This is a genomic window from Gibbsiella dentisursi, from assembly GCF_039539505.1.
In the GTDB taxonomy this organism is placed as follows: domain Bacteria; phylum Pseudomonadota; class Gammaproteobacteria; order Enterobacterales; family Enterobacteriaceae; genus Gibbsiella; species Gibbsiella quercinecans.
On record NZ_BAABDG010000002.1, the window covers coordinates 1,625,110 to 1,642,026 of the forward strand.

Sequence of the window (16,917 nt, forward strand, 5' to 3'; positions counted from 1 at the left end):
TATGCTTATTTGAACTAGTACAAAAATGGATATGTATGAATTCATTTTATGCAAAAGGCGGCAGCGCTGTCCAGATAGCCGAGCATATCAGCGCACAGATTAAAGCCGGTGAATTGAAGCCGGGCGAGGTGTTGGATCCGGTGCGGAAAATGGCGCAGACGCTGGGCGTTAACCCCAATACGGTGGCCAGCGCGTACGGCAAGCTGCGTGATGCCGGGCTGGTGGCTACCCGCGGCCGCGCCGGGACGGTGGTGTTACAACCGTTGGCGCCGGTAGCACGCAGCCCTTTGCCGGTTCCACCGGGCATGCGGGATCTCGCTAGTGGCAAGCTGGATGCGGCGCTGCTGCCGCGCCTGGCGTTCACCGCCGCGGATATTTTCCCACAGCATAGCGGTTATGACGTTAGCGAAGATTTGCCGGCGCTGTGTACGCTGGGGAGTGAATGGCTGGCTGGGCAGGGCGTGGCGGCCGATGGCCTGGCGGTGTTTTCCGGCGCGCTGGACGCCATTGAAAAGGCGTTACGCTGCCATGCGGTGCCCGGTTCCGCCATCTGGGTGGAAGATCCCTGCTGGCCACCGCTGCTCACCCTGCTGCGCCATCTGCGCCTGAAGGCGTTGCCGCTGCCGCTCGACGAACAGGGATGTTGCCTGCCGGAGAGCCATACCGAGCGGGGCTGCGCGGTGATCCTTACCCCACGCGCGCAAAACCCGACCGGGTTGGCATTGAGCGCCGAACGGGCGCAGCGCTGGCGTGTGTTCTTGCGCCAAAATCCGGATTGCCTGGCGATCGCCGACGATTTCTGGGGCCCACTGTCCGGCCAGCCGCTGCACCTGCCGTTTGACGGTACACACGGCCTGTATGTGCTGTCGGTCAGTAAATTCCTGGGGCCGGATTTGCGCATTGCGCTGGCCTGCGGCAAGCCCGCAGTGTTGCAGGCGATGCGCGCCGATCAATCTATCCGCGAGCGCTGGGTCAGCCATATTTTGCAGCAGGCGACGGCAACCCTCTGGGCCGGAGCGGGCGAGGTGCTGGCGCAGGCGCGACAAGTCTATCGCCAGCGGCGGCAGTTACTGGTAGAAAAACTGCAGCAGTTGGCCGGCATCCCTTTGCCGCCGGGGGAAGGGCTGTATCTTTGGCTGCCGGTGCGCTCGGAAACGGCCGCCTGCCAACTGATGGCGCAGCGTGGCTGGCTGGTGCAAAGCGGCGAACCGTTCCGGCTGAAAAGCGGCCCGGCGCTGCGCATTAGCCTGGCGAATGTGGCCGAGGAACAGTTAACCACGCTGGCGCAGGATCTTTGCGCCGCCATGCAGGCCAATGTGCAGGTGAATTAAAGCCGTGGCGCGCGCAGGATATATCCGCAAATACTAGCTTACAGTCGTGTTAAATTCAGTGCGCTATAGCTAGATATAGCTAAATAGCGCCACGCGCTTTTGTGCGCTACTGCCTGATACGTGGCAATAGACGATGACAAACTCCAGAAGGGGAACGCCATGCCAGAAACGAAAACCCTTGGCACAGAACAACTCAGTGCGCCGCCTACCGCAACCCAGCTGTTTACCGGCTTTCTGATGCTGGGGTTGATCGGTTTTGGCGGTGTGTTGCCGTTGGCGCGTAATATGTTGGTGGAAGAACGCCGTTGGTTGAGTGGCGAGCAATTCACCGAGCTGCTGGGCTTGTGCCAGTTTTTGCCCGGCGGCAATATCATCAACCTTTCCGTTGCCGTAGGGATGGAGTTTCGTGGGCTACGCGGGGCGCTGTGTGCTCTGCTGGGGTTGATCTGCGCGCCGACCGCCATCGTGATCGGGCTGGGGGTGGTGTACGCCCGCTATCAGAATGATCCTCATGTGCAGCACGTGTTTGCCGGCCTGGCTGCCGCCGCCGCAGGGTTACTGTTGTCTACCGCCTTAAAAATGCTGCTGCCGCTGCGCGGTAAATGGTTGTCGTTAACCCTTGTTGCCACATGCTTGATCGCTATCGCCTGGCTGCGTTTGCCCTTGTTGCCAACCATGTTGGTGTTGGCGCCGCTCAGTATTTTGCTGACATGGAAGATCCGCCAATGACGGGGGTATTGATCTCGCTGGCGCTGATCTTCACCGAGCTTTCGCTGATGGCCTTTGGCGGCGGTGTGTCGATCCTGCCGGAAATGCAGCGCCAGGTGGTCGAGGTGCATCACTGGATGAGCGCCCAGGAATTTAGCGCGCTGTTTGCCATGGCGCAGGCGGCACCGGGCCCGAATATGATGGTGGTGCCGTTGATCGGTTGGCATGTCGCCGGCTGGGCGGGGCTGTTGGTGTCATCCGTGGCCAAGTTCGGCCCTTCGTCGGTGGTGACGCTGCTGGTGATGAACGCCTGGAAGCGTTTCAAAGATAAACCGTGGCGGCGCATTGTGCAGACTGGGCTGGTGCCGGTGACCGTCGGCCTGGTGGCGGCCAGCGGGCTTCTGATTGCTGAAGCCTCGGCCACCAATTGGCGGTTGGCGGTGTTGATCCTGTTCGCCACGGGGTTCGGCATGAGCAAACGCATTCACCCGCTGTGGGTGCTGGCTGGGGGCGCGCTGCTCGGTTTGTTGACGGCATGAAAACAGGGCCCGCGCGGGCCCCGGTGCGTTATACCCAGCCTTTACCGCGGAATTGGTGCATGGTTTTCGCCACGAACGCCATCTCTTCCGGGGTGCCGAGCGAGACGCGGCACCAGTTATCGGCCGGCGGAAACGCTCTGCCAACCAGGATACCGGCGCTTTTCATCTGCTGCTGGTAATCTTTCAGCGGCACGTTGAGCTGATGAAAAACAAAGTTTCCCTCTGAAGGCAGGTAAGGGATCGCCAACTGATCCAGTGCTTGCAGCAGGATTTGCCGCGCGGTGTCGTTGCTCTTTTTGCTGTAAGCGATAAAAGCGTGATCGTCCAGTGACGCCAGCGCCGCATCCACCCCGCAGAAGTTGATTTTCTCACCGGCGACATGGTTGCCGAGCCGCGCGATGAGCGCCGGTTGGGCAACCGCATAGCCAACCCGCATCCCCGCCATGGCAAAGATTTTCGAAAATGTTTTCAACAGAATGACATTATCGGCGCCGTTATGGATTAACGGGCCGACGGAGCGGAAGCGGCGATCGTTAACAAATTCGGCGTAGGCTTCGTCGACGATAAACAGTGTGTTGGCCGGTTTGCTGGCGATCCACGGCTCAATCAGATCCGCCGGCGTAATGGTTGACGTGGGGTTGTTAGGGTTCACCAAATACACCAGCGACGGGCCGGCGTAGCTTGCCACGGCATTTTTCAGGCCTTCGATATTGAACTGCCAACCGTCGAGCATCGGCACCTTGGTAATTTTCATGCCGGCGATTTTGGCGAAGTGTTCACCATCGCCATAGGTCAGTTCGGGGATCACCAACTGGGTATCCAGCGTGGCATAGGCCTCCACCGCAGCGCGAATACCTTCGGAAGAGCCGGCGGTGAGCAGAATAGCGGTTTCCGGCACCTGATACTGGCTGGCCAACTTGCTGCGCAGGGCAATAATCTCCTCTTTAGCATAACGGTTGGCTTTACTCACCGCCTCTCGCGCGGCGGCCTGCGCCTTGGGCGACATACCCAACGGGTTCTCATTGAAGTTTATGCGGATTGGGTGCTCTGCCGTCGGAGGTTGGAAATTGCTGACACCGCTGGGGGCGGCGGCCAGCGCGTTGCGCTGCAATCCCGCCAGTGCGACACCGCCCATCAGTGCGCCTGAAAGTTTTAATAGTTGTCTGCGTTTGGCGTTTAATACGTTGTTTTCTGACATATCTACTTTCTCCTTGTAAAGATTCAAACTTCACTCAAGACAAAGCAGGATGCATGCCAATAGTTAATTTGCTGATTTATATGATTAATTAAATAAAGGTGCATTATAGTGCATCATGATGATGCATTATAATGCACCTTATGATAGCCCGCTCTTTATAGCGTGATACAGCGTACCTCCAAATCGTTATTGAGAATGAGAATTGATTTCAATAATATCTGCGCTCCTTGTTATTTCTCTTTGTATCATTTTATGAAAATCAATCCTGTTATTTTGTCATCGACATTATTTTTCCCTTTGGCTTACGCATACGCAGAAAATAAATCCACGGTTAGTGAGGATACCGTTGTTGTTTCAGCCGCACGCGATGATGAACATATCATCACGGCGCAAGACATGGATAAATACAGAGGCAGTTCTAATTCGAATATTTTTTCATCAATGACGTCCGTGCAGGCAAATAATATGCGCAATGAGGCGGGCGCTATTGATATTGGCATCCGGGGCCTGCAGGGTGAAGGGCGAGTTCCGGTATTTATTGATGGCAGCCTGCAATCTACGCATACTTCACGTGGTTATCAGGGGACCAGTGACAGAACCTATATCGACGCTGATTTGATCAGCCGCGTGGCGGTGCAAAAAGGGGCGGCGGTTAACGCTTCGCCATTTGCATCCGGCGCGATTGGTGGGGTGGTTAATATCAAAACCCTTACGGTGGATGATATTGTTAACCCCGGCGAACAAAGCGGTTTTTTGATCAAACTGCGCAGTTACAACAATAATCGCAAGCCCGATATTCCCGATGACTACGAACAACAAAATTATTATCAACTGACGCAAAAGCCGAAGTCTCGCCAGTTCAACAATGGCTCGGCGACGGCGGCTTTTGGTTTTCGTGATGATTTTTTCGATACGGTAATCGCTTACAGCGAACGGGCTACGGGGAATTACTATGCCGGGAAGCACGGTTTTTCCCGCTATCATGAACCGGTGGTTACGCCGAATCATGAGGTGGTCAACACCAGTTTCCAGAGCCAGTCTTTTCTGGCGAAAATGGGGCTGCATACCAATAATGGCCAGGATTTCGAATTCGCCTACCGTAACCATCGGCAACAAGCAGGTGAGGTTTTAGCGGCCTATTGGTACCAAAATAACAATGATATTGATTTCAACCCACTGCCGGATGGCGTTGAATCCATGCCGCAATGGGCGTTGGGCAGCGCTATCGTCAACAGCTACAGCGCCAGCTATGCCTATAAACCCTACGACAATGATTTAGTCAATTTGAACATTGGCCTATGGTTAACCGATGCCAATTTGCGGCAATACAACGGGTTGTGGGGCATCGGCGTCAATGCGCAACAGTATTTGCACGCCTACAGCAACGATCGAAAAGGGGTGAGCGTTTATAATGAAAGCGCTTTGCAACGGCTGCCGTTGGTTTTGCGCTATGGGGTGGCCTTGCAGGATGAACGGCTTAAACCCGAACAAGATGGCATCATTCGGTTTAGCGATATCGCGGTAACTTCGCGTAACGGTAAAAGAAGCGAGAAAAGTGCGTTTATTAACGGTGAGCTTGATCTCTCCCCCGTGACAGTGAATATCGGTTTTAACCTGCACGGTGCGAAAATAACCGATTTCCAGAGTAATGAATCGCTAAACTACCGCCCAAAACTGGATATGCTGTCTGAGCTGAATTATCACCTGACGCCAGCAACGGCACTGTTTTTTAAAGCGTCAAGAACCTATCGTATGCCCAGCCTTTATGAAACCACGGTGTCAAATGAGGTGTTCAGTTACAACCCGTATAACCGGCTATCGCCAGAGATTTCATTGCAGCGGGAAATTGGGCTGAAAACCAGGCAGCAAGATCTTTTGTTGCCAGAGGACAAACTGGATCTTTCCCTGTCCTATTTCCGCAACAAGGTTAATGGCTTTATTTCCGGCGGCGTGTTGGATAAAACGCCAGGCATGTCTGAATGGCGGGATAATTATACCTTCATTAACTACGACAAGCTGGATCTTTCCGGATTTGAGTTATTGGCCAATTATGATGCAGCGCTGTTTTATACCCATGTTTCCGCGACACTGTATACCGATACCCAGGTTTGCTCCCATTATCAGGCGCAGCGGGCCAACACCGATAACTGTAATAGCCTGGGATTTGCCTGGGGATTAACCCCCAGCCGCATTCCGGCCAAAAAGAATCTGGTGGTCAACGTGGGGAAAAAATTCATGGCGGGGGATCTGGATGCCGGGGTGCGTTATAAATATCACTCTGCCAAAACAAACCCGTCGGATTGGCTGATCGGCACCGGGGCGTCGCCCATTATTGATATCCCCTCGGGTTATCAACTTGATTTATACGGTCAATACCGGGTTAATAAAAATGCGACGCTGTTCGCCGCGGTGAATAATCTCACTAACCGCTATGATATTCAGCCGGGATCGGTGATCAGCATGCCTGAACCGGGGCGCACCGTCACTCTGGGGATTGATGTCCGCTTTTAAGCTCGCTGTTGCGTGCAATATGTGTTCGGCGGTGCATTTAGCGCCGCCGTTTTCTTTTGGTGCCGCCGGTTCAGGCCAACTTGCGCCGCCACAGCCGGGTGAAATGCTCGGGTTTACTGAACATCACCAGATTGCCCAACAGGATCAGGCACAGACCGATCACGGCATTCAGGTGCCATTGATAGCCTTCATACAGGGTGGATATAGTCAGTGCCACCAGCGGGAACAGCAGGGTGCTGTAGGCGGCGGCTCCGGCGCCAATACGGCCCAACAGGATAAAATAGGCGGCGAAGGCGATCACCGAGCCAAAGATGGCCAGATACAGCAGCGATCCGATATAGCGTGTACTGAAGGCGATCTGGAACGAAGCGCCTTGCGCCAGCGCGATGAGCGCCATCAGGATTGCGCCATAGCTCATGGCATAGGCATTGGTTGTTAACACGTCCAGCCCGTGGCGTTGGTGGCGGGCGCTGATCATGTTGCCCAGCGAGAATCCATAAGTCCCCAGCATACTTAGGCCAATGCCCTTCAACAGCTCCGGCGCCAACTGCGTGGCGCGCAGATCCTGCCAGAACAGGGCAACAATCCCGGTCAGCCCCAGGATCACCGCCGGCATTAGATTAGGCGTTGGGCGTTGGCGGAAGAAGATCATGCCGTTCAGCGCGTTGAACAGCACCGCCATGGAAAAGATTACCGATTCTAAGCCGCTGCTGATATAGGCCGCGGCGTGATAGAAGCAGTAAAAGTTGAAGCCAAACACACAGCAGCCCTGGATCACACAAAACAGATGGTCACGCGGGCCGATCCGCCGCAGGCGGCGCAGCAGCAGCAACACCGCCAGCAGGGTGATTGCCGAGATCAGAAAGCGGTAGCTGATCGAAACCGGGATCGCCACCGTTCCCTGTTGTTGTAGTGTTATCGCAATCCAGGTGGTGCCCCAAATCAGCACCACGGCAAGGTACAACAGCGCGTTCATTATTGACTCCGCAAACGAAAGAAACAGAGCGCCAGTATCAACGCCTTGCCCGCGTGCCGCTTGCAGTTGGCTGCGTACAGTTGCATATTCTTGCGCTTTTTTTATCGCGGTGAACCGCAACGGCTGGTATCCGGGCGGGCGGCTCTTTACACTGAAGCGGTAGGGCAAGAAAAGGGGGAGCTATGTCCAGCTATCAAGCATTCGAAACACTGAGTGAACACCGGGCCACGTTGCACAACAATGTGTTGCTGGCTTCCGGCGTGGAGCTGGCCGCCTGGTCCAATAGCCATGACCGCATTACGCAGGAAAGCGCCGATCACCACACCCTGAGCCTGTACATTGCCGACGGCTACGAGTGCTATCAAAAAACCGCCAACGGCTGGAAAAACGGCGGTGGGCCGGATCGCTTCTGTATTATGCCGCGCCAGTATGAGTCCACCTGGGACGTGCGCAGCGATCTTTCTTTTGTCCACCTGTACTGCACCGATCGCCACCTGCGCCAGTTGGTGGAGCAAACCTGGGATCGTAGTCCGGCCGCCATTCAGTTGGAACCGCGCTCGTTTGCCGAAGATCAGCAAATTACCTTGCTCTATCGCCAGTTCCTGCTCAACGTCGATTGGCAGGACAGTGCCAACCAGTTGGCGCTCAGTAGCGCATCGTCGATGCTGATGTCGCACCTGATACAGCATTATACCCATCTGCAATGGCGCCTGCCGTCGGTGCGCGGCGGGCTGGCGCCGGTGGTATTAAAACGGGTGTGCGATTATATCGCCGGCCATTTGGACCAGCCGTTGCTGCTGGCAGAGCTGGCCGCACAGGCCGGGCTGAGCGAATTTCATTTCGCCCGGATGTTCAAACACAATACCGGGCTGGCGCCGCACCAGTATGTGATGCGCGCACGGTTGCAGCAGGCCAAACATCTGCTGTGCCATAGCCCGCTGCCGTTGACGGAAATCGCGCTGGCCTGCGGGTTCAGTTCGGCCAGCCACTTCAGCAACCGTTTTAAAGCCGCGTATGGCCTGGCGCCGCTGCGTATGCGCCAGGCGCAGTAATCATCCGCATAAATAGCAGGGGCCGTTGTAAACGGCCCCTGGCGCAAGATGTTTATGGCTCTATATGTCTGGCTACTTGTTATCCTGCTCTACCGCATCGTACAACTGCTCCAGAATATCCGGGAATGCCGACTGCACACGGTTCCAACTGGGGACAAAGGGTTTATCCCCTGGGCTTTCGCTGAAGGCTTGCCCGGCATGAGAAATCACGTTGGAAAACAGCTCAACCGCGGATTCTTCACTGTGGCGATCAAACTTCAGGCCGTTCATTTTGGCATCGTGTTCAAACGCATCAATCATATCCAGCGCCGTGCGGTAATAGGTGGCACGCAGCACGCGGAATGAATCACTGGTGATATTTACCCCCAGAATAGCCAGCTTGCGGTATAGCGCCTTGGTGATATCGACGGCCATGCGTTGCAGCCCGGCCTGAGGATCGTTTTCCGACATCGGCTGGTGTTTATGATCGTAGTTATCGGCTATATCCACCTGGCAGATGCGGCTGGTTGCGGTATTGCGGTGGATTTCCGACAGCACGCCAATTTCAAGCCCCCAGTCACTGGGGATGCGCAGGTTATTGAGGATGTGGGTGCGCATGGCAAACTCACCGGAAAGCGGGTAGCGATAGCTGCGCAGGTAATCAAGAAAATCGGAATTACCGTACACTTTTTGCAGTGACTTCAGCAGCGGGAACACCAGCAGGCGGCCCACGCGGCCATTCAGTTTGCCATCCGCCACGCGAGCATAATAGCCTTTACAGAAGTCATAGTGGAAGTTGGGGTTCGCCACCGGGTACAGCAGGCGCGCCAACATGCGGCGATCGTAAGTGACAATGTCACAATCGTGCAGCGCCACGCAGCTGCTGCGGTGCGATGCCAGCGTATAGCCCACGCAGAACCACACGTTGCGGCCTTTACCGGGTTCATCCGGCGCCAGCTTTTCCGCCTGTAGCCGATCGGCGATCGCTTTCAGGCGCGGGCCGTCGTTCCACAGAATGCGGTGGCGTTGCGGCAGGCGCGAGAAAAATTCTTTGGCGTGCTCAAACTGCTGCTGGTCGGCGCGATCCAACCCGATGATGATCTCTTCCAGATAGGGCACCTGCGCCAGAATTTCCACGATGCGATCCAGTGCCGGGCCTTCTAGCTCGGAATACAACGAAGGCAGTATCAGCCCCATGGTATTGCGGCCGGAAAAGACCTGCAGTTCATACTCCAGCTCGGCCAAATCACGGTTGGCCAGGTTATGGAAATTGGTGATGATGCCGTCTTGGTAAAACTCGCTCATGGCTGCTTCTCCAGAAAATGGTCTAATCCTTCGCTCCAGCCCTGTGGCCCCGCTTGGTGCGTGCGGTACAGTTGGCCGGCAAAGTCGCTCGGAAAATCAATTTCAGTATCTTGCTGCCCCCGGATCGCGACGGCATAGTCAGCGGTGCTTAGCAGGGGGATATCGTTCGGGCCGTCACCCAGGCAAAGCGTAGTGACCGGCTGTTGCCGCCGGCGCTGGTAGTATTCGGTTAGCCAGCGGGCGGCATGGCCCTTGCTGACGTTTTCCCCCATGACGTGATAAAAACGGCCGCCCTGGGTCAAGGTTAGCCGGTGCTGCGCCAGTTGGCTGCGAAATACGCTTAACTGTTCATCATTTCCCAGCCAGCGGATCGGCTCTGAGCCGGCGCGTCGGCGCGCGCGTTGGGCGTCCGCCAGCGGCAGGCCGGTCCAGGCGGCCACCGTGGCATCATCCACATCAGCGAAGCCTTGAAATGAGAATTGCCGGCTGGCACGCAGTTCGGCCAGGGTGGCGCGCAGGGTGGCGTAATCGGCGCCGAACACTTTATCGGCTTCCTGCCAATCGGTGGGGAATACAATTTGTGCGCCGTTCTCTGCAATAAATGGCAAATGCGTCAGATTAAGCTGCTGTTGCAGCAGGCTGACTTCCGCCGCCGTTTTACTGGTCGCGATAACCAAGGGGACCTGATGCCGAGCCAGGCGATCCAGCCACGGTTGCGCCGCATCCCAGCGATAGCTGTGATGATCCAGTAGCGAACCGTCAAGATCGCTAAACAGCAACAGATTGGGACTCAATTTCAGCATTTCCTCTCCATTCTCTCGTGAGTCATTCGCCGGTAAACAAAGGGGATGTCTCGATTGTGCGCGGGCCAGGAAGCCGTGTGACGAGCAGTGCGGTAAGGTGGGCGATTAGCGGTGGATAGGGCCTCCTGTAGCCAAAAAAGCGTGATTTAACTCACACTTAACCCTAGCGATAAATTGTTGATTGTGCAAGTTTGCGCCGATTGCCGAAAACGCAGGCCGCGGCGCTGGGTTTAAAATAAGGGGGAAACAGACAGGGGAAGCGGGCAGGCCAGGCAGGCAAAGGGGCGTTGCCTGCCGAAGGTATTTTACGGCGTCGGCCACTGGGTAGGGGTTTGGCTCATGACATCGATAAACGCATCTTTCACCACAGACCAGAAATACGTCATGCCTTCCTGGCTGTATTCCACACCCATCAGCCCCATCACGAACCAAATGCTGGTGAAGATTCCCAGGCTGCTGAACATGAATGCCATGCCGTGGCGGCTGGTTTTACGGCAAAGCACGTTTAACTGGCTGGCGAAAAACATCATCACTGCGCTCAGCAATTCCCAGCGCATCATGATAAAACCGGTAGCTATGGCACTCATCGAACCTTGGATCCTATGTTGCTTGCAGCGCGCACCCGCCCAGCGTGCAGCGCTGAAGGAAACGGTGTGCATTGCGATAAAATAAAAAGGGTAGTAGGCATCAAAATGTGATGCAGGTCACATTATAGCATTGGGATGATGGCGTGCTCAATACATGAGCACCTGCGGCCGGCAAGATATTTACCGTTAAATCGCCTAACCGTTTGTCGCAGCCGGCAACACCAATCGCGTTTACTTTTACTTTTTTACAAACTGCAATCTTATAACCAAACCCGGCGGGGTAGACTGGCATTCTGAGATAAACCGAATAAAAACGTAGGGTTAAACGTGTTGCCGCCATCCCGCAAAAAGGTCAGTAATTATTCTTCCGCTCGCTTTGCCTGGCTTTGCGCCGGCATCCTGGTGTGCTTTTTCCTGCTGATGTTTCGGGTTGGCTATCTGCAACTGTTGGAAAACCAGCAGTTGGCCAGCCAGGCAGACCAGCGCTCGGTGCGTACCCAGGTGGTGCCCACCAACCGCGGCATGATTACCGATCGCAATAATGAAGCGCTGGCGGTCAGCGTCTCGTCCAAAGACATCGTGCTCGATCCCAAGCACATCCTGGATAGCGGTGTGGATTTGAACAATGAGCGTTGGCAAAGCCTGGCCAACGTGCTGAAGCTGCCGCTGCCGGTGATTCAGCAACTGATCCACAATAATGCGCGCAAGCGTTTCGTCTATCTGGCGCGCAAGGTGGAGGACGATAACGCCAACTACATCAACAAACTGCACCTGGTCGGGGTGAGCAGTGAACAGGATTTCAGCCGCTTTTACCCTATGGGGCAAGACGCCGCCGGGCTTATCGGCATCGTCGGGCAGGATAACCAGGGGCTGGAGGGGATTGAGCTGGGCTTTAATCACCTGTTGCAGGGCAAGAACGGCCTGCGGGTGTACCAAAAAGACGGCAACGGCGCGATCATCAACGTGCTGAAAAATGTGGATCCGGTGCCGCCGCCTAACGTGACGCTGAGCATTGATAAATTTATCCAGTATGTGTTGTTTGCCCAAATCCGCGACGGCGTGATCGCCAACCAAGCGGATTCCGGCTGTGCGGTGTTGGTTAAGGTCAGCACCGGCGAAATTCTGGGCATGGCTAGCTACCCGTCCTTCAACCCCAACAACTATGCCAATACGCCGGCAAAGGATATCCGCAACGTTTGCAGCAGCGACAGTTTCGAACCCGGTTCAACGGTGAAGCCAGTGGTGGTGATGGTTGGGCTGGATCGTAATCTGATCAGGCCCGACACGGTGCTGGATACCACGCCATATCGGGTTAACGGCCATCTGATCAAAGACGTGGGGCACTGGACCAAGCTGACGGTGACCGGCGTGCTGCAAAAATCCAGTGATATTGCGGTATCTCATATTGCCCTGGCGATGCCGGCAACGGTGCTGCCGGATGTCTACCAGCGTTTTGGCCTGGGCCGCCCGACCGAGCTTGGCATTGGCAACGAGAGCAGCGGCTACCTGCCGTCGCACCGCAGCCGCTGGGCGGATATTGAACGCGCGACGTTTTCCTTCGGCTATGGTTTGCGCGTCACGCCGCTGCAAATGGTGCGCGAATATGCGGCCATTGGCGCGTTTGGCGTCTATCGTCCACTGTCGATCACCAAGGTCACGCCGCCGGTGATGGGGCAACGCATCATGTCGGAAAGCGTGGTCAGATCGGTGGTGCATATGATGGAAAGCGACGCCTTGCCGGGCGGGAGTGGGGTGAGCGCCGCGGTGCCTGGCTACCGGCTGGCGATCAAGACCGGTACCGCCGAAAAAATGGGCGCCAACGGTAAATACGACGGCGGCTATATCAACTATACCGCCGGCGTGGCTCCCGCCAGCGATCCACAGGTTGCATTGGTGGTGATGGTCAACAACCCGAAAGCGGGCAAGCACTTTGGGGGTTCGGTTGCCGGGCCGGTATTTGGCAAAATCATGGGGCAGGTGCTGGAGCACATGAACGTGTTGCCGGATGCGCAACCGTTGAATGTGATCAATACCGCCAGCCGTTATGCCGGCGGCACGGCAACGCAGCAGTAAAGACAAAACAGGGCGTAACGCGAATATCAGCCGGTTACCCTCCGGCGGCGGAAGCCGCCTGGATGGCAAATTGCCCGCCGGCTCACACTTTACATCTGGCAATCCATGTTAGCTTGAATGCGGTGTTTTTTTACGCATTATCGGATTGTTATCGCTGGCTATCCCGCCAGTGAGCAAAACCTGAGTGGCTCATCTGCTATTGCAGCATGAGGCGCTCAGGTTTTTTTGTTTTTATTCCGCAAAACGTCAAACCAGGAAGGTGCAGAATGATGAAGAAAACCAGGCTTATCGCGAATGCTATTACGCTGTCGCTCTTTTCCCCGCTCGCAGCGCATGCGCTGGATCAACCGGTGTTAGGCGAACGGGGCGTGGCGGTTATTCAGCAAGACGGGCTCGCTTTCAAAGATTTGAATAAAGACGGCATGCTCACCCCTTACGAAGACTGGCGTTTATCGCCTCACCAACGGGCCAGGGATCTGGTGGCTCGGATGAGCCTGGAAGAGAAAGCCGGGGTGATGATGCACGGCTCGGCCCCGGCGCCCGGCAGCAGCATTGGCCGCGGTGAGGTATACGACATTGCCGCCGCCGCCACGATGATCGTCGATGAAAAGGTGAATACGTTTATTACGCGCCTGACTACCACACCTGCAGCAATGGCGAAGCAAAACAACCGCCTGCAGGCCATCGCCGAATCCACCCATTTAGGTATTCCCATCACGCTGAGCGCCGATCCACGCAATGTCTATCAGTATTCAGCGCAGGTGCCAGCGAATGTCGATGGCTTTTCAAAATGGCCAGAAACGTTGGGTATCGCCGCGATTGGCGATGAAAATATTGCACAGCGCTATGCGGATATCACGCGTCAGGAATACCGGGTATTGGGGATAACGCAGGCGCTCTCGCCAATGGCGGATATCGCTTCGGAGCCGCGCTGGTCACGAATTGCAGGGACCTTCGGCGACGATCCGCAACTGACCAAGCGCATGGTACGTGGGTATATCAAGGGGATGCAGCACGGTGGCGAGGGGCTGAATTCCGCCAGCGTCAGTGCGGTGGTCAAACACTGGGTGGGCTATGGCGCGTCTGAGCAGGGCTATGACAGCCATAACAGTTACGGAAAATACGCCGACTTCTCCGGCCGCAAACTTGATGCGCATATTCTGCCGTTTACCGGTGCCTTCGAGGCCCACGTTGCCGGAGTGATGCCGACCTACTCGGTGTTGAAAAACCTGCAGCATCAGGGGCGGAAGGTTGAACCGGTGGCGGCGGGCTTTAACCGTTATTTATTGCAGGATCTGTTGCGGCAGAAATACCATTTCAAGGGCGTGATTATCAGCGACTGGCTGATTACCGATGACTGTAAAGAAAAGTGTATTCATGGGCACCCTGAGGGCGAAACGCCCGATCCGAGCAGTTTAGGGATGCCGTGGGGTGTGGAGACGCTTAGCAAAGTCGAACGTTTTGCGAAGGCCGTTAATGCCGGCATCGATCAGTTCGGCGGCGTTACGGACAGTGCGTTGTTGGTGCAGGCGGTTAAAGAAAAGCGTATCAGCCAGAGCCGCCTCGATCAGTCGGTCACTCGTATCCTGGAGCAGAAATTTGCCCTCGGTCTGTTTGAAAACCCCTATGTCGATCCCGTTACCGCCGGGAAAACCCTGCCGAATCGCGCCTGGCAGGCAGAAGCGGATAATGCACAGCGCGCTTCGCTGGTGTTGCTGGAGAACAAAACCAAGCTGCTGCCATTGCAAAAAGGGCAAAAAGTCTGGCTCTACGGCATTGATCCCGCGGTAGCGAAACAGGCCGGGCTGACGGTGGTGGATAAACCCGAAAACGCCGACCTTGCGCTGGTGCGGGCCAGCGCGCCTTACGAACAACCGCATAAAAACTATTTTTTTGGGGCGCAGTACCATGAAGGTTCGCTGGCGTTCGCCGCCGACAACCCGGACTGGCTGGCGATTCAGGCGGCAAGCCAGGTGCCGACGATTGTCACGGTCTACCTGGACCGGCCGGCGATCTTAACCCCGGTGCAAGAAAAGGCGTCGGTGCTGATCGGTAACTTTGGCGTTAGCGACAGGGTGCTGTTGCGCGCGCTGACGGATGGCCACCCCTTCAGCGGTAAGCTGCCTTTTGAACTGCCATCGTCGATGGAGAGCGTGCGCAAGCAGCATTCCGCTGCACCGCACGACAGTGATAAACCGCTTTACCCGACCGGGTTTGGGCTGCTTTAAGCCTGGGTTGGTGATTGTCCGGTGGCGCAGTGCGCCACCGGGATATGGCAGAAGGGGGGATGAACAATATATAGCGGGCCACGGCGGGAAATAACGATTGTGGCCGCTGCCATTCTCCGGTGCTTAACGGCTGGTCTGGTGGCCGATAATGCCGCCCAACGCCGCGCCGCCCAACGTACCCAGCGCGCTGCCGTGGGTCAGAACGGCGCCGCCGACGGCACCCACCCCGGCACCAATCGCCGTATTACGATCGCGGTTAGACATACTTCCACACGCAGTCACAGAAAGCGTTGCCAAAATCAAAACGGTTACGCCAGCAGCACGTTTAATGTTCATAGGTATTCCTTGGTAACAACTCTTGTTAATAAAAAACCAAAGGTAACAATTTAAAGCATCGTTAAATGTTGGGATGAATGTATTCCGTCGCAGAGAGATAAAACAGGGAAATATTCTTAATTTAATGGCTTAGAGCCTATCCCAGTAGGCGTTATTGTCGCAGCCAGTTTGGACACGGACAGCGCGCAGACAACATGCCGCGCATGTTGAACGGACTTTAGTCCGGCCCGTAGGCGAGCGTAGCGAGTAAACCGGAGCGTACACGGAGTACGTGAGGATTTCGAGCACTGCCCAGGGCCAAAATGACAAGTAAAATAGCCCTAATGGGATAGGCTCTTAGAGTACGAATGATAAAACGAGGTGTTGGCTATCGGCATTTATGGCGTTATCTGAAGATAAATAAAAACATGTGGCGTGGCTATTGCCCATAACCTGGCAATAGCCACGTGTTTTAATAGCTTTCGCCAAAGCCGAAAGAGCCGTCCTGCAGGCAAATCTCTGCCGCGAACTGTGCGCCTTTTTGCAAACTTGCCGCAATGGCATTGCTCTGGCAGAAGGCCAACAGGAAGGCGGTAATGAAGGCGTCGCCGGCGCCCAGCGTATCACGCGGCACCACTTGCAAGGCCGGTTGCTCAAACAACTTGGCGCCGTCAAACAGCCATGCGCCCTGTGCGCCGCGGGTGGCGATCGCATAGCGGCAGCCTGCACCGACCGCGGCTTCCAGCAATTGCCGGCATGCTGCCGGCTCAAGATCGGCGCAGGAAAAGAAGGCGAAATCGAGCCACTGGCACAGCGGCAGCGCCGTCTCTGGGTTAAAGTCGTCCGAAAAATCATAGGACAACAGGCCCGGCAGGGCGTGCAGCGCGGGCAATAGCGGGTCAATATAGCTGTAGCAACTGGTGTGGATCAGGGAAAAACCGCGCAGATAGTCCGTATCGTCAAGCACGAAATCCATCGGGGTGGTTTTCCGGATACCGCCCTGGTTGGAGCCGGTGAAAATACGTTCCCCTTGTTCAACCGTCAGGCTTGCGCAGCCGTTTGGCCCGGTCACCTGGCGGCAACGCGAGATGTCCACATGATGTGCCGCCAACGCCCGTTGCACCTGTTGGCCCGCGGCGTCGTCGCCGAACACGCCCAGATAAGCCGCCTGCGCCTGCAGCAGCTTCGCGTAGACGCTGAAGTTAAGCGCATTGCCCCCGGGGTAGCGGATGCGCAGATGGGCGTATTGATCGACGACGTTATCGCCTATTCCTATCACTTTCATTACATAATCTCACGGGGTTATGCCGCC

Annotated in this window: 14 protein-coding genes; 7 read left to right on the plus strand and 7 right to left on the minus strand. The window is 55.9% G+C overall.

What is annotated here, in order from left to right:
• Positions 1-35: 35 nt before the first annotated feature.
• From ABFX35_RS07875 to ABFX35_RS07885, 3 genes are all read left to right on the plus strand, one after another.
• Positions 36-1,331, plus strand: coding sequence for an aminotransferase class I/II-fold pyridoxal phosphate-dependent enzyme (locus ABFX35_RS07875; protein ID WP_346080172.1), 1,296 nt, complete (start codon positions 36-38; stop codon positions 1,329-1,331).
• Positions 1,332-1,490: 159 nt separating this feature from the next.
• On the plus strand, positions 1,491-2,060 hold the full coding sequence (locus tag ABFX35_RS07880) for a chromate transporter (RefSeq protein WP_346080174.1): 570 nt from the start codon (positions 1,491-1,493) through the stop codon (positions 2,058-2,060).
• Positions 2,057-2,578 (plus strand): chromate transporter, encoded by a 522-nt coding sequence (locus ABFX35_RS07885; RefSeq protein WP_346080175.1) that lies wholly within the window; start codon positions 2,057-2,059, stop codon positions 2,576-2,578. The genes ABFX35_RS07880 and ABFX35_RS07885 overlap by 4 nt, the downstream gene beginning before the upstream one ends.
• A gap of 28 nt (positions 2,579-2,606) precedes the next feature.
• On the opposite strand, the gene ABFX35_RS07890 is transcribed toward ABFX35_RS07885, so the two are convergent.
• Positions 2,607-3,776 (minus strand): pyridoxal phosphate-dependent aminotransferase, encoded by a 1,170-nt coding sequence (locus ABFX35_RS07890; RefSeq protein ID WP_346080177.1) that lies wholly within the window; start codon positions 3,774-3,776, stop codon positions 2,607-2,609.
• 252 nt (positions 3,777-4,028) lie between these two features.
• Here ABFX35_RS07890 and ABFX35_RS07895 point away from each other — a divergent pair, with 252 nt between their 5' ends.
• A complete protein-coding gene (locus ABFX35_RS07895; protein WP_346080179.1) occupies positions 4,029-6,287 on the plus strand; it encodes a TonB-dependent receptor domain-containing protein in 2,259 nt (752 codons plus the stop codon).
• Positions 6,288-6,357: 70 nt separating this feature from the next.
• Here the strand turns inward: ABFX35_RS07895 and ABFX35_RS07900 are convergent, their stop codons facing one another.
• The gene (locus tag ABFX35_RS07900; RefSeq protein ID WP_346080180.1) at positions 6,358-7,263 is read right to left on the minus strand and encodes a DMT family transporter; all 906 of its coding nucleotides are present in this window, start codon (positions 7,261-7,263) and stop codon (positions 6,358-6,360) included.
• A 182-nt stretch (positions 7,264-7,445) separates the two neighbouring features.
• On the opposite strand from ABFX35_RS07900, the gene ABFX35_RS07905 reads away from it, so the two are divergent.
• Positions 7,446-8,315: a helix-turn-helix domain-containing protein gene (locus tag ABFX35_RS07905; protein ID WP_346080182.1), complete on the plus strand. Its 870-nt coding sequence runs from the start codon at positions 7,446-7,448 to the stop codon at positions 8,313-8,315.
• A 72-nt stretch (positions 8,316-8,387) separates the two neighbouring features.
• Here the strand turns inward: ABFX35_RS07905 and ABFX35_RS07910 are convergent, their stop codons facing one another.
• From ABFX35_RS07910 to ABFX35_RS07920, 3 genes are all read right to left on the minus strand, one after another.
• Positions 8,388-9,599: a glycosyltransferase family protein gene (locus ABFX35_RS07910; RefSeq protein WP_095848735.1), complete on the minus strand. Its 1,212-nt coding sequence runs from the start codon at positions 9,597-9,599 to the stop codon at positions 8,388-8,390.
• Positions 9,596-10,402: a mannosyl-3-phosphoglycerate phosphatase-related protein gene (locus ABFX35_RS07915; RefSeq protein WP_428832170.1), complete on the minus strand. Its 807-nt coding sequence runs from the start codon at positions 10,400-10,402 to the stop codon at positions 9,596-9,598. Before ABFX35_RS07915 ends, ABFX35_RS07910 begins: the two co-directional genes overlap by 4 nt.
• Before the next feature lie 305 nt (positions 10,403-10,707).
• The gene (locus ABFX35_RS07920; RefSeq protein WP_095848733.1) at positions 10,708-10,989 is read right to left on the minus strand and encodes a YjcB family protein; all 282 of its coding nucleotides are present in this window, start codon (positions 10,987-10,989) and stop codon (positions 10,708-10,710) included.
• A gap of 330 nt (positions 10,990-11,319) precedes the next feature.
• Here ABFX35_RS07920 and ABFX35_RS07925 point away from each other — a divergent pair, with 330 nt between their 5' ends.
• A complete protein-coding gene (locus ABFX35_RS07925) occupies positions 11,320-13,062 on the plus strand; it encodes a penicillin-binding transpeptidase domain-containing protein (protein ID WP_428832182.1) in 1,743 nt (580 codons plus the stop codon).
• Positions 13,063-13,331: 269 nt separating this feature from the next.
• Entirely contained in the window at positions 13,332-15,290 is a 1,959-nt protein-coding gene (locus tag ABFX35_RS07930; protein ID WP_346080886.1) for a glycoside hydrolase family 3 protein, read from the plus strand.
• A 123-nt stretch (positions 15,291-15,413) separates the two neighbouring features.
• Here the strand turns inward: ABFX35_RS07930 and ABFX35_RS07935 are convergent, their stop codons facing one another.
• A complete protein-coding gene (locus tag ABFX35_RS07935) occupies positions 15,414-15,626 on the minus strand; it encodes a glycine zipper 2TM domain-containing protein (protein ID WP_095848732.1) in 213 nt (70 codons plus the stop codon).
• A gap of 451 nt (positions 15,627-16,077) precedes the next feature.
• Positions 16,078-16,890 (minus strand): PfkB family carbohydrate kinase, encoded by an 813-nt coding sequence (locus tag ABFX35_RS07940; RefSeq protein WP_346080185.1) that lies wholly within the window; start codon positions 16,888-16,890, stop codon positions 16,078-16,080.
• Positions 16,891-16,917: the final 27 nt, after the last annotated feature.

Coding starts and splice junctions, on each gene's coding strand:
- ABFX35_RS07875 (WP_346080172.1), top strand. CDS start 36: ATGAATTCATTTTATGCAAAAGGCGGCAGCGCTGTCCAGATAGCCGAG.
- ABFX35_RS07880 (WP_346080174.1), top strand. CDS start 1,491: ATGCCAGAAACGAAAACCCTTGGCACAGAACAACTCAGTGCGCCGCCT.
- ABFX35_RS07885 (WP_346080175.1), top strand. CDS start 2,057: ATGACGGGGGTATTGATCTCGCTGGCGCTGATCTTCACCGAGCTTTCG.
- ABFX35_RS07890 (WP_346080177.1), bottom strand. CDS start 3,776: ATGTCAGAAAACAACGTATTAAACGCCAAACGCAGACAACTATTAAAA.
- ABFX35_RS07895 (WP_346080179.1), top strand. CDS start 4,029: ATGAAAATCAATCCTGTTATTTTGTCATCGACATTATTTTTCCCTTTG.
- ABFX35_RS07900 (WP_346080180.1), bottom strand. CDS start 7,263: ATGAACGCGCTGTTGTACCTTGCCGTGGTGCTGATTTGGGGCACCACC.
- ABFX35_RS07905 (WP_346080182.1), top strand. CDS start 7,446: ATGTCCAGCTATCAAGCATTCGAAACACTGAGTGAACACCGGGCCACG.
- ABFX35_RS07910 (WP_095848735.1), bottom strand. CDS start 9,599: ATGAGCGAGTTTTACCAAGACGGCATCATCACCAATTTCCATAACCTG.
- ABFX35_RS07915 (WP_428832170.1), bottom strand. CDS start 10,402: ATGCTGAAATTGAGTCCCAATCTGTTGCTGTTTAGCGATCTTGACGGT.
- ABFX35_RS07920 (WP_095848733.1), bottom strand. CDS start 10,989: ATGAGTGCCATAGCTACCGGTTTTATCATGATGCGCTGGGAATTGCTG.
- ABFX35_RS07930 (WP_346080886.1), top strand. CDS start 13,332: ATGAAGAAAACCAGGCTTATCGCGAATGCTATTACGCTGTCGCTCTTT.
- ABFX35_RS07935 (WP_095848732.1), bottom strand. CDS start 15,626: ATGAACATTAAACGTGCTGCTGGCGTAACCGTTTTGATTTTGGCAACG.
- ABFX35_RS07940 (WP_346080185.1), bottom strand. CDS start 16,890: ATGAAAGTGATAGGAATAGGCGATAACGTCGTCGATCAATACGCCCAT.